The following is a 12,583-nucleotide window of genomic DNA, read 5'->3' on the forward strand; positions in this document are numbered from 1 at the left end:
CCGTGACGACGTCGTTGAGGTCGCAGGTCACCAGCGCGAAGCGGATCGTCGTCAAGGTCGGATCCTCCTCGCTCACCACCGCCGCGGGCGGCATCGACCCCGAGCGGGTCAGCGCGCTGGTCGATGCCTTGGCCGAGGCACGCAAGCGTGGGGCCGAAGTGGTCCTCGTCTCCTCGGGCGCGATCGCCGCAGGCCTTGCGCCGCTGGGGTTCTCGCGTCGGCCCCATGACCTCGCGTCGCAACAGGCCGCGGCCTCGGTCGGCCAGGGCCTGCTCGTCCACCGTTACACCGAGGAGCTCGCCCGTCATGGCCTGACGGCCAGCCAGATCCTGCTGACGGTCGACGACGTCACGCGTCGCAGTCACTACCGCAACGCGCGTCAGACCTTCGCGAAGCTTCTCGAGCTCGGCGTGCTCCCGATCGTCAACGAGAACGACACCGTCGCCACCTCCGAGATCCGCTTCGGCGACAACGACCGCCTCGCCGCACTCGTGGCCCACCTCGTCCGGGCCGACCTGCTCGTACTGCTCAGTGACGTCGACGGTCTCTACGACGCCCCGCCGTCACAGCCCGGCGCTCAGCGCCTCGACGAGGTCCGCTCCCTGGCCGACCTCGAGGACGTGGTGATCGGCAAGGCCGGTGCCGCCGGCATCGGCACGGGCGGCATGGTCACCAAGATCGACGCCGCCCGGATCGCAGTGGAGGCGGGTATCCCCGTCGTCCTGACCGCCGCCGACCGTGCGGCCGCCGCTCTGGGCGGCGACGACACCGGCACGCTCTTCCACGCCACCGGCCGCAGAGCCTCGGCGCGTCAGCTGTGGCTGGCCCACGCCACGGAGCCTGCGGGCGCCGTGCAGGTCGACGCCGGCGCCGTACGGGCCCTGGTGGAGCGGGGTGCGTCGCTGCTGGCCGCGGGTGTCACCGGTGCGACGGGCGGCTTCCACGCCGGCGACCCCGTCGACGTCGTCGGCCCCGACGGCGCGGTCGTGGCACGCGGGCTCGTGGCCTTCGACGCCGACGAGATCCCAGAGCTCGCCGGCCGGTCGACGGGCGACCTGGACGCCGACCACGCCCGTGAAGTCATCCACCGCGACGACCTCGTCCTGCTGTAACACAGCAGCAACCCACCGCGGCTAGACTGAACGCACCCGAGTTCCAACGGCGGCCGTCAGGGGCCAGACACCTCCGGGAACCAAGGGAGTCGTCATGCCTGAGTTCATCGTCCCCACCGTCGACATCACGCCGTACGTCGACCACGGCTCGTCCGCCGAGCGGGAGCGCGTCGCCGCGCAGATCGACGGGGCCTGCCGCGACGTGGGCTTCATCCAGATCGTCGGCCACGGGATCGCCCAGCAGACCATTGACGCCTTCGCGGCCGCGATGGACACGTTCTTCGACCAGCCGCTCGACGCGAAGTGCGCCCTCATCCGCCCCGCCTCGGAGAACCGCGGCTACACCGCTCCGAAGTCCGAGTCGCTCGCGCTGAGTGCGGGCGTGCAGTCCGAGACGCGGATGAAGGACTTCTTCGAGGCCTTCAACATCGGTCGCGAGGGCAACACCTGGCCGGACGTGGTGTCGTTCCAGGATGCGGTGCAGGAGTGGTTCGCCGAGGCGGGCCGCGTCGCCCGCACCATGACGGAGATCTTCGAGGACGCCCTCGGCCTCGAGCGCGGCTTCTTCGCGGGCCTCTCCCGGAACCCCATCGAGGTCCTGCGGATGAACAACTACGCGCTGCCCGCCGGCACCCGGATCGAGCTCGACGAGGACCTCATCGGCATGGGCGAGCACACCGACTACGGGATCGTGACGATCCTCTGGGCGGACCAGGTGAAGGGACTCCAGGTGCTTGGTGGCGACGGCGGGTGGCATGACGTGCAGCCCGCCGACGGTGCGCTGCTGATCAACCTCGGCGACCTCACCACGCGGCTGACCAATGAGCAGTGGCTCTCGACGCTGCACCGGGTGAAGCCGCCGATCGTCGTCGACGAGCAGGGCATCGGCACCATCAACCGGCGCCGCTCCGCCGCGCTCTTCTTCGACGGCGACCCCGAGGCCGTGATCGGGCCGCTGCCGGCCTTCGTGGACGAGGAGCACCCGGCGATCTATGCACCGGTGACCGTCGACGAGCACATCGCTGCCAAGCTCGCCGGGTCGCGTGCCGGCGTACTCAACGAAGGTGCGGCCCGCGAGGCCGAGCGCGTCCTCAGTGCGTACTGACGCTCAGTCGCCGACGGCGCGACGGCCGCGCTTGACGATCTTGGGGTCGGGGGAGCCGACGACGATGTCGTCCTTGCCGTCGTAGTCGACCGTGGAGAGGAAGTAGCGGATCGCGTTGAGGCGGGCGCGCTTCTTGTCGTTGGACTTGATCGTGATCCACGGCGCGGCCTTGGTATCCGTGCGGCGGAACATCTCCTCCTTCGCGGCCGTGTAGGCGTCCCAGCGGTCGAGCGACTCGAGGTCCATGGGGGAGAGCTTCCACTGCCGGACCGGGTCGATCTGGCGGATGATGAAGCGCGTCCGCTGCTCGGACTGCGTGACGGAGAACCACAGCTTGGTGACCTTGATGCCCGCGTCGACGAGCATCTTCTCGAACTTCGGCGCCTGGTCCATGAAGGTCTCGTACTCCTCGTCTGAGGCGAAGCCCATCACCCGCTCCACGCCGGCCCGGTTGTACCAGCTGCGGTCGAAGAGGACCAGCTCACCGGCGGCAGGCAGGTGCTGCACATAGCGCTGGAAGTACCACTGCGTGCGCTCACGCTCGCTCGGCTTCACCAGCGCGACGGTGCGGGCGTGGCGCGGGTTGAGATGCTCCATGAAGCGCTTGATCGTGCCGCCCTTGCCGGCTGCGTCCCGGCCCTCGAAGAGCAGGACGTGGCGCTCACCGGTCTTCTGTTGGTGGTTCTGGAACTTGATCAGCTCCACCTGCAGCGCGTACTTCTGCAGGTCGTACTCGTCGCGGCCGAGCCGCTCCTCGTACGGATAGTTCTCACGCCAGGTGTCGACCGCACGGCCGGTCGCGTCGATCAGGAACGGGTCGTCGTCGTGGTCCTCGCCGATCGTGTGGCCGTCGATCTGGAGTCGGTCGATGTACTCACGCAGGTCTTCGATCACATCCGCGAGGCTAGGGGCGTTCGGTGAACGCGCGGTGACGACCTAGTCTTGGGAGGTCATGAGCAGCACCGTCTACCTCGATCACGCCGCGACCACGCCGATGGTCCCCGCGGCGCTGGAGGCGATGACGCAGCACCTGCGCGACGTGGGCAACGCCTCCTCGCTGCACGCCTCCGGCCGGCGCGCCCGCCGCGTGGTCGAGGAGTCGCGCGAGACCATCGCCGCCGCGCTCGACTGCCGGCCGGGCGAGGTCGTCTTCACCTCCGGCGGCACCGAGGCCGACAACCTCGCGCTGAAGGGGATCGCCTGGGCCCGTCGCGACGACGATCCCCGCCGGGTGCGCGTGCTCGCGACCGCCGTGGAGCACCACGCCGTGCTGGACCCGCTGCACTGGCTCTCCACCGCCGAAGGCTTCTCGATCGAGCTGGTGCCCGTCGACGCAGCGGGCCGCGTGTCGCTGCCGGCGTTGCGTGGGGCCATCGAGCGTGACCCTGCGTCCGTCGCGCTCGTCAGTGTGATGTGGGCGAACAACGAGGTCGGCACCGTGCAGCCGATCGCCGACGTGGTCGAGCTGTGCACGGCGTACGGCATCCCGGTGCACTCGGACGCGGTGCAGGCCGTGGGCGCGCTGCCCGTCGACTTCGCCTCGGTCGGAGTGGATGCGCTGACGCTGACGGGGCACAAGGTCGGCGGCCCGTACGGCGTCGGCGCCCTCCTCGCCCGGCGCGAGCTCTCCATCACCGCGCTCGTCCACGGTGGCGGGCAGGAGCGCGACATCCGCTCCGGCACCATCGACGTGCCCGCCATCGCCGGCTTCGCCGCCGCGGTCGAGCTTGCGGTCAAGACGCAGGGTGAGTACGCCGACCGGGTCGGTGCCCTGCGCGACCGGCTCATCCGCGGCGTGCTCTCGGTGGTTCCTGATGCGGTGCTCAACGGGGACCCGATCGACCGCCTGCCGGGCAACGCGCACTTCTCCTTCCCGGGCTGCGAGGGTGACGCCCTGCTGATGCTGCTCGACGCCCAGGGGATCGAGTGCTCTACCGGATCGGCGTGCTCGGCCGGGGTGCCGCAGCCGTCGCACGTGCTCATCGCCATGGGCGCCTCGGACGAGATGGCGCGTGCCTCGCTGCGCTTCTCGCTCGGCCACACCTCCACCCAGGACGACGTCGACACACTGCTCGCCGCGCTCGGTCCGTGCGTGGAGCGCGCCCGGCGCGCCGGCGGCTCCGGAGGCCCGCTCTCGTGAAGGTGCTCGCTGCCATGTCCGGCGGTGTGGATTCGGCTGTGGCCGCAGCACGCGCCGCCGAGGCCGGCCACGAGGTGACCGGCGTCCACCTCGCGCTGTCGCGCAACCCGGCGTCCTACCGCTCGGGAGCACGGGGCTGCTGCACCATCGAGGACTCCAACGACGCCCGCCGTGCCGCCGACGTCCTCGGGATCCCCTTCTACGTCTGGGACATGAGCGACCGCTTCCATGCCGACGTGGTCGAGGACTTCATGGCCGAGTACGCCGCCGGCCGCACGCCCAACCCCTGCCTGCGCTGCAACGAGAAGATCAAGTTCGCCGCGGTGCTCGACCGTGCCCTGGCGTTGGGCTTCGACGCCGTCGCGACCGGGCACTATGCCGTCCTCCGCTCGGGTGCTGACGGGCTCGTGGAGCTGCACCGGGCGTCGGACGACCGCAAGGATCAGTCCTATGTGCTCGGCGTGCTGACCCAGTCGCAGCTCGCGCACTCGCTTTTTCCCCTGGGGGACACCCCGAAGCCGCTCGTGCGCGAGGAGGCTGCTCGACGCGGGCTGCTCGTCGCCGACAAGCCGGACTCGCACGACATCTGCTTCGTCGCCGACGGCGACACCTCCGGCTGGTTGGCCGAGAAGATGCCGGACATCGTCGGGACCACTCCGGGGGTGATCGTGGACGAGGCCGGAGCAGAGGTCGGTCGCCACGGCGGAACCCTCGGCATGACCATCGGCCAGCGCCGCGGACTCCACCTCGGCGTGCCTGCAGCGGATGGGAAGCCGCGCTTCGTCCTCGACATCGAGCCCGTCTCGGGCACGGTCACCGTCGGGCCGCGCGAGCACCTCGCCGTCTCGCACATCTCGGGCATCCGCCCCCTCTGGGCCGGCGCCTCTCCAGCCGGCGGCGTCCCCACCGAGTGCACCGTCCAGCTCCGCGCGCACGGCGACGAGCACCGCGCCGTCGTGACCGTCGGTGTCGATGGCGTCGAGATCGAGCTGCTCGACCCGGCGTACGGCATCGCCCCGGGGCAGGCGGCGGTCATCTACGACGGCACCCGTGTCGTCGGCTCCTGCACGATCGCCTCGACGGTCCGGGTCACCGGATGATGGACGTCCGTCCCGCGGCGTGGCCACAACGGCACATTTGTGGGGTTACGCGCCGCGTGCCCGCCGATGCGCCGGCGCGCAACCGTGCATTTGTGGGGTTGTGGCGATGATCGCGACGGGCATCGGGTCGATGCCCGGCGAGGACTTCGCCGAAGCCCAGCGCATCGTGCTCGGCGAGCTTGCGGAGCCCGTCGGCCTGCCGTACGTCGTCGAGCTGCCCGTCCGCGGAGCCGGTGCCACGATGATCGGTCGCACGCTGTCCCTGCTCCCGCTCGACGCCGACCTCCAGCCCGCCGGCTGGAGACTGACCGGCACCGACGGGTCGGCCGGCCTCGACCAGCGACGTGCGCGCTCGCTGCTCGCGCAGGACCTCGACACGGTCGAGGAGCTGACGCAGGGCTATCAGGGTGCCTTCAAAGCCCAGCTGGCCGGGCCGTGGACGCTGGCGGCCACGGTCGAGCGGCCCCGCGGCGACAAGCTGCTGGCCGACCACGGTGCCCGCCGCGAGCTGGCGCAGGCCCTCGCCGAGGCCGCACGCGACCATGTCCGCGAGCTGCGTCGCCGCATCAGCGGAGCAACACGGCTGATCATCCAGGTCGACGAGCCGGCGCTGGCTGCGGTGCTCGACGCCCAGGTGCCGACGGCCAGCGGGTTCGGCAGGCACCGTCGGATCGACATCCCTGAGGCGTCGGACCTTCTGGCCAGCGTCCTCGCTGCGATCGCGGACGAGGGTGCCGAGCCGTGGGTGCACTCATGTGCTCCGGGCGTGCCATGGGGCCTGGTCCGCGGAGCCGGAGCGGCCACGCTGAGCGCCGACTGCGCGATGCTCCGCGCTGCGGATCTCGACGAGCTCGGCGAGGCACTCGACGCAGGCGTGGGAGTCGCGCTGGGCGTCGTACCGGCGACCGGTGAGCTGACCGGGGACAAGCAGGTCACGGAGCGGGGCCTGCGCTGGTTGGACATGCTCGGTCTCGACCCCGAGGAGGTCGGCGAGAGGCTCGTGATCACGCCGTCGTGCGGCCTCGCCGGCGCTCCGGACGCCCGGGCCGCGCTGGCCCTCGCGCGCACCAGCGCCGCGTCGCTGAACGGTTGAGAATCAGCCCTTGAAAGGGGCTTCAACCGGTGCTATTTCAGGAGGTGAGCGACCAGACAGGTCGCGACAACCCATTCCTATTGGAGGTGAACCATGTTGATGAGGACCGACCCGTTCCGAGACTTCGACAGGCTTGCCCGCGAGGTCCTCGGGAATGGCACGAGCACCAGGCCGGCGGTCATGCCGATCGACGCCTGGCGCGAAGGGGAGAAGCTGATCGTCGAGTTCGACCTGCCCGGCATCGCGCCGGACACGCTCGACGTCGACGTGGAGCGCAACGTCCTGACGGTGAAGGCGGAGCGCCCGGCGCGCAACGGTGACTGGGAGATGCTGGCGTCGGAGCGTCCGACCGGCCTCTTCAGCCGCCAGCTCGTCCTCGGCGACAACCTCGACCTCGAGCAGGTCGACGCCCATTACGAGCACGGCGTCCTGCGCCTGTCCATCCCCGTCGCAGAGCGCGCCCGCCCGCGCAAGATCTCCGTTCGCACGGCGGACGGCACGACGCTGACCGCCCCGGGTGAGCCCGAGGCCATCAGCGCCTGAATCCCTCCCTGTCCGTCGGGTACCTCCTTGTGGAGAGCACTCTCACCACAAGGAGGTACCCATGTCCCACCTGAGCGGCACCAAGATCGCCATCATCGCCACCGACTTCTTCGAGGAGCCCGAGCTGCTGGTCCCGCGCGACAGGCTGCGTGAGGCCGGAGCCGAGGTCAGGGTCTACTCGGCCAGCGGCGAGGCCATCCAGGCAGTCCAGGGCGACACCGACAAGTCCCAGAAGGTCGAGGTGGACGGCTCGTTGGCCGACCTCGACGTGACCGCCGTCGATGCGGTGGTCGTGCCCGGCGGCACCGTCAACGCCGATCATCTCCGGCTGGAGGAGGAGGCGCAGCGCATCGTCCGTGAGGCCGACGGTGCGGGCAAGCCGATCGCCGTGATCTGCCACGGCCCGTGGCTCCTGGTCAATGCGGGACTCGCGAAGGGCCGCCGCCTCACCAGTTGGCCGAGCCTCGAGCAGGATCTGCGCAACGCCGGCGCCGAGTGGGTCGATGAGGAGGTCGTCGTGGACGGCAACCTGATCACCAGTCGCAAGCCCGACGACCTGCCCGCCTTCGTCTCCGCGATCGAGGAGAAGTTGACTCCCGCGCACGTCTGAATCCCTGTCGACGTACGACGACGGCGGCCGCCCCGATCGGGGCGGCCGCCGCGTGGTGTTGCTGGGTCAGTCGTCAGCCGACGGACGACGCTTCGCGCCGTTGCTCGTGCGCTCGCGGCATGAGCTCGCAAGCGGCTCGGCCGCTCACTTACATCGCATGCACACCCTCGGGGCCGTCGGTGGCGAGTTCGGAGTGCTTCACGTTGAGGAAGACCCAGATGAGCGCCGAGGCGACGAGCATCATGACCGCGCCGACGAGGAACGCGTGGGTGGCGCCCTCGGGGAAGCTGCCCTGGTAGACGGCAGCCTGCAGGACGGTCATGTCGGAGCCGGGGACGGGGGCCGAGCCCTTGTCGCCGAGTGCCTGCGCCAGCGGGCCGGCGATCTTGTCCGAGGTGCCGTTGAAGTAGTGCAGCGCCACGGTGGAGAGGGCCGCGACGCCGATGGCGCCACCGACCTGCTGCATCGTGTTGAGCACGCCCGAGCCGATGCCCGAGTCGTGGTCGGAGATGTGGTGCATCGCCGTCTGCATCATCGGCACGAAGACCATGCCCATACCGATCGCCATGGCGACGATCCACGGGAACAGGTGACCCCAGTAGCTGATGTCGTGGCCTACCGGCTGGTTGGCGCCGATCGCCTTGAGCACGTCGGCGGCCGAGTCGTGGACCGGGACCTGGGAGTACATGTAGAGCGAGAAGGTGGCGATCAGCGTGCCGACGCCGGCGAGGTAGCGCGGGTCGATGCGGCTCACCAGGTTGGAGGAGAGGCCCGCGCCGATCACGATGCCGACCGAGAACGGCAGGAATGCGAAGCCGGCGTGGAGTGAGCTGTAGCCCATGATCAGCTGGATGAACTGGCTGAGGTAGAAGAACATCGCCATCATCGCGGCGGGAGCGATCATCATCGCGATGAAGCTGGTGACGCGGGTGCGGTCGGCGAAGATGCGCATCGGCAGCAGCGGGTGCTCAACGCGGGACTCGATGAGGACGAAGACGGCGAGCAGCACGACGCCCGCGCCGAGCGAGGCGAGGGTCTGCCAGTTGCCCCATCCGTAGGCCTCCTCACCGGCACGGGAGAGGCCGAAGACGATGCCGAGCAGGCCGAGCGTGCCGGTGACGGCACCCGGGATGTCGAGCTCGCCGTGGTGCTTCTCGGACTCTGCCAGGACGCGCGGCGCGAGGAGGGCGGCGATGATGCCGATCGGGACGTTGATGAGGAAGGTCAGGCGCCATCCGTCGACGTCGAGGCCGAAGACCGAGTCCAGGCCGGTCAGCCAGCCGCCGAGGATGAGGCCGATGGCGGCCCCGACCCCGGACATGGTGGCGTAGGCACCCATCGCGCGGGCACGCTGCGGGCCGGCCGGGAACGTGGTGGCGATGAGCGCGAGCGCAGCCGGAGCGGCGAGCGCAGCGCCGACGCCCTGCAGGCCACGGGCGCCGAGGAGGAGGCCCTCGTTCTGCGCCAGGCCGCCGAGGAGGGAGGCGACGGCGAAGATCGAGAGACCCGACATGAACATGAGGCGGCGGCCGTAGAGGTCACCGAGGCGGCCGCCGAGGAGCAGCAGGCCGCCGAAGGCCAGGGCGTAGCCGGTGACGATCCAGGTGAGGTTGGCCTGGGAGATCTTGAGATCGGTGCCGATGTAGGGCAGCGCGATGTTCGCGATGGTGCCGTCGAGGACGACCATCAGCTGCGCGACGCAGATGAGGACGAGCGCCCAGCCGAGGTGGCGGCTGCCGCCCTCGGGTGGTGCGGTGTCCCCGGTGAGGGGGGCGGTGGTGGTCATTTCTTCTCCTTGGTGGCGGAAGGGTGGGCGAAGGCGAGCTCCCTCTTGAGGACGCTCGGCTTGAGTGCTGCGGGGAGGATGATCTGATCGATCACCTTGGTGATGACGTCCACGGTCGGCGCCTCGCCGAGTAGGAACGTCCGGTGGAGCACGATCCCGGCACAGGCCGGGGACATGAGGTCGAGGTCGAGGCCCTCGCGGAGCTCGCCACGATCAGCGGCACGGCGCCAGCAGGCGTCCGAGCGTTCGACCTTGGGAGCGATGAACCGCTCGCGGAACGCACTCGCGAACTCCGGGTCGCGGCTGATCGCGGTGAGGACTCCGGCGAAGAGGGACGTCGACCTCTGGTCGTCGAGGCCGCCGTGGCCGCACATGACGGTGAGCAGGTCGCCGCGGAGCGTGCCGGTGTCCGGCAGCTCATCGCCCTCGTCCTTGAGGTTGGAGAGCGCGTCGACGACGAGGTCGACCTTGCCCTCCCAGTGGCGGTAGAGCGTCGCCTTCGACACCTTGGCGCGGCTGGAGACCGCGTCCATGGTGAATCGGTCATACCCGACCTCGCTGAGGACCTCGATCGCTGCGTCGAGGATCTCCCGCTGGCGGTCGCCTTCGACGCGCGGGCGATGGAGTCGGGGGAGGGGAAGGTTCACCCGTACGCCTCCTTTCGCCTATCCGGGTTAACGTGCCTGTCACATATGGAACGAAACCGTTTCGTTCCATCCCCAAGATAGTACGAAGCCGTTTCATTCCCGCAACTGGAATAATCGTTCTGTGTCTGACGCCACGGACCTCCGCGCCCGCCATCACGAGCTCACCCAGCTGATCGAGGAGGCGCGTGCGCTCTACTACGAGTCCGACACCCCGACGCTGTCGGATGCCGAGTACGACGCACTCTGGCGCGAGCTGGTCGCGCTGGAGACGAGCAACCCAGAGCTCGTCACGCCTGAGTCGCCCACCCAGTCCGTCGGTGGTCGTGCGACGTCGGGCTTCGTCAGCGTGGACCACCTCCAGCGGATGGAGTCGCTCGACAACGCCTTCACCCTCGAGGAGGTGCAGACCTGGTATACGCGGGTCGCGGCCGACGTACCCACGCCGCCGGAGCTGCTGTGCGAGGTCAAGGTGGACGGACTCGCCATCAACCTGCTCTACCGCGACGGTGTGCTCGAGCGCGCGCTGACCCGTGGCGACGGTACGACGGGCGAGGACGTCACGGCCAACGTGCGGCACATCGCCTCGATCCCGAAGCGGCTCGCCTCCACCGAGGAGTTCCCGGCACCGGCCCTGGTCGAGGTGCGCGGCGAGGTCTACATGCCGGTGGCCGAGTTCGAGGCGCTGATCTCCGAGCAGCGTGAGGCAGGCATCAAGGAGTTCGCCAACGCGCGGAACACCGCCGCAGGCTCGCTGCGGCTCAAGCTCGACGGCGTCTCGACCACCGCAGAGAAGCGGACCGCGGCGATCGCCCGTCTCGGCCGGCTGCGGATGGTGTGTCACGGAATCGGCGCCCGTGAGGGCTTCGAGCCGGTCGCACAGTCGCACGCCTACGAGGCGCTGGCGGCGTGGGGGCTGCCGATCGCCCCGACGGTCAAGGTGGTGCCGGACCTGGCGGGGGCGCAGGAGTACATCGAGTTCTTCGCCGAGCACCGCCACGACCGCTCCGTGCTCGAGCACGAGATCGACGGCGTCGTGATCAAGGTCGACTCGGTGGCCCAGCAGCGGGCACTGGGGTCGACGTCGCGGGCGCCCCGATGGGCGATCGCCTACAAATACCCGCCCGAGGAGGTCCACACCAAGCTGCTCGATGTGGCCGTCAACACCGGCCGCACCGGCCGCGTGACGCCGTTCGGCGTGATGCAGCCGGTGAAGGTCGCCGGCTCGACCGTCGAGTTGGCGACGCTGCACAACTTCTACGAGGTGGCCCGCAAGGACGTCCGCCCCGGCGACACCGTCGTGGTCCGCAAGGCCGGTGACGTGATCCCGGAGATCCTGGGCCCGGTGCTGGCGCTGCGTCCGGAGGGGCTGCCGGAGTGGGTGCCTCCCACCCACTGTCCGGCGTGCGGCACGGAGCTCGTCGAGCAGAAGGCGGGCGACAAGGATCGGCGCTGCCCCAATCACGAGTACTGCCGGGCGCAGGTCACCGAGCGGGTCAACCACGTGGCCGGGCGAGGGGCGTTCGACATCGACGGCATGGGTTACGAGGCCTGCGTCGCGTTGCTCGAGTCCGGAGCGCTGCGCAACGAGGGCGACGTCTTCGACCTCGACGAGGCGAAGCTGCTGGCCACGCCGCTCTTCACCCGCGATCCCAAGCGGGGGGAGGAGGGCCGCCAGCTCTCAGCCACCGGGCTGAAGCTGCTGGGGAACCTCGAGGAGCGGAAGGGAGTGCCGTTCTGGCGGGTGCTTGTGGCGCTCTCCATCCGCCACGTCGGGCCGACCGCGGCACGGGCACTGGCGAGCGAGTTCGCCTCCATGCAGGCGCTCCGTGCGTTGGCCGAGGAGGCACGCGACGCGGAGCTGACCGAGCTCACCTCCGAGGACGTCGAGGACGCTGCCGACTCGGGCGTGGTCGACGTGGTTGATGCGCCCGACGAGGCCGACGTGGCTGACGTGGCCGCGAAGCCGAAGGCCAGGCGGAGCAAGGCGCCCGCCACCGCGGCCGAGCGCGCCCGCGCGCGGCTCGCGGAGGTGGAGGGAGTCGGGCCCGTCATCGCCGACGCGGTCATCGAGTGGTTCCGTGAGCCGTGGCATGTCGAGATCGTGGACAAATGGCTCGCCGCCGGCGTACGGATGAAGGATGAGCGGGACGAGTCGATCCCGCAGACGCTGGAGGGCCTGACGGTGGTGGTCACCGGCGGCCTCGAGGACTTCACCCGCGACGGGGCGAAGGAGGCGATCATCAGTCACGGCGGCAAGGCTGCAGGCTCGGTCTCGAAGAAGACCGACTACGTCGTGATCGGTGAGAACGCCGGCTCCAAGGCTGCGAAGGCCGAGGAGCTCGGCCTGACGATCCTCGACGAGGAGGGCTTCAAGACCCTGCTCGCCTCCGGACCTGCGGGGCTCTGACGATGTAACGGGCAGCCCGCTTGGTGACATGTTCCTGTAG

Annotated in this window: 11 protein-coding genes; 8 read left to right on the forward strand and 3 right to left on the reverse strand. The window is 69.9% G+C overall.

Annotated features, from left to right (window positions below):
• Positions 1–2 precede the first annotated feature (2 nt).
• Both proB and LH076_RS04195 read left to right on the forward strand, forming a co-directional pair.
• Positions 3–1,112: a glutamate 5-kinase gene (proB, locus tag LH076_RS04190; RefSeq protein WP_227782745.1), complete on the forward strand. Its 1,110-nt coding sequence runs from the start codon at positions 3–5 to the stop codon at positions 1,110–1,112.
• A 94-nt stretch (positions 1,113–1,206) separates the two neighbouring features.
• Entirely contained in the window at positions 1,207–2,217 is a 1,011-nt protein-coding gene (locus LH076_RS04195; protein ID WP_227782746.1) for an isopenicillin N synthase family dioxygenase, read from the forward strand.
• Positions 2,218–2,220: 3 nt separating this feature from the next.
• On the opposite strand, the gene ppk2 is transcribed toward LH076_RS04195, so the two are convergent.
• Positions 2,221–3,111 (reverse strand): polyphosphate kinase 2, encoded by an 891-nt coding sequence (gene ppk2, locus LH076_RS04200; RefSeq protein WP_227782747.1) that lies wholly within the window; start codon positions 3,109–3,111, stop codon positions 2,221–2,223.
• 58 nt (positions 3,112–3,169) lie between these two features.
• On the opposite strand from ppk2, the gene LH076_RS04205 reads away from it, so the two are divergent.
• From LH076_RS04205 to LH076_RS04225, 5 genes are all read left to right on the forward strand, one after another.
• A complete protein-coding gene (locus LH076_RS04205; protein ID WP_227782748.1) occupies positions 3,170–4,357 on the forward strand; it encodes a cysteine desulfurase family protein in 1,188 nt (395 codons plus the stop codon).
• Positions 4,354–5,457: a tRNA 2-thiouridine(34) synthase MnmA gene (mnmA, locus tag LH076_RS04210; RefSeq protein WP_227782749.1), complete on the forward strand. Its 1,104-nt coding sequence runs from the start codon at positions 4,354–4,356 to the stop codon at positions 5,455–5,457. The genes LH076_RS04205 and mnmA overlap by 4 nt, the downstream gene beginning before the upstream one ends.
• 106 nt (positions 5,458–5,563) lie before the next feature.
• The gene (locus LH076_RS04215) at positions 5,564–6,550 is read left to right on the forward strand and encodes a methionine synthase (RefSeq protein WP_227782750.1); all 987 of its coding nucleotides are present in this window, start codon (positions 5,564–5,566) and stop codon (positions 6,548–6,550) included.
• 93 nt (positions 6,551–6,643) lie between these two features.
• Entirely contained in the window at positions 6,644–7,093 is a 450-nt protein-coding gene (locus LH076_RS04220; RefSeq protein ID WP_227782751.1) for an Hsp20/alpha crystallin family protein, read from the forward strand.
• 61 nt (positions 7,094–7,154) lie between these two features.
• Positions 7,155–7,703 (forward strand): type 1 glutamine amidotransferase domain-containing protein, encoded by a 549-nt coding sequence (locus LH076_RS04225; protein ID WP_227782752.1) that lies wholly within the window; start codon positions 7,155–7,157, stop codon positions 7,701–7,703.
• 148 nt (positions 7,704–7,851) lie between these two features.
• On the opposite strand, the gene LH076_RS04230 is transcribed toward LH076_RS04225, so the two are convergent.
• Positions 7,852–9,489: an MFS transporter gene (locus tag LH076_RS04230; protein ID WP_227782753.1), complete on the reverse strand. Its 1,638-nt coding sequence runs from the start codon at positions 9,487–9,489 to the stop codon at positions 7,852–7,854.
• Positions 9,486–10,136 carry a TetR/AcrR family transcriptional regulator gene (locus LH076_RS04235; RefSeq protein WP_227782754.1) on the reverse strand — a complete coding sequence of 217 codons (651 nt, stop codon included), beginning with the start codon at positions 10,134–10,136 and terminating at the stop codon, positions 9,486–9,488. The genes LH076_RS04230 and LH076_RS04235 overlap by 4 nt, the downstream gene beginning before the upstream one ends.
• A gap of 121 nt (positions 10,137–10,257) precedes the next feature.
• On the opposite strand from LH076_RS04235, the gene ligA reads away from it, so the two are divergent.
• Positions 10,258–12,543 carry an NAD-dependent DNA ligase LigA gene (gene ligA, locus LH076_RS04240; RefSeq protein WP_227782755.1) on the forward strand — a complete coding sequence of 762 codons (2,286 nt, stop codon included), beginning with the start codon at positions 10,258–10,260 and terminating at the stop codon, positions 12,541–12,543.
• Positions 12,544–12,583: the final 40 nt, after the last annotated feature.

The organism is Nocardioides sp. Kera G14, from assembly GCF_020715565.1.
Classification (GTDB): Bacteria; Actinomycetota; Actinomycetes; order Propionibacteriales; family Nocardioidaceae; genus Nocardioides.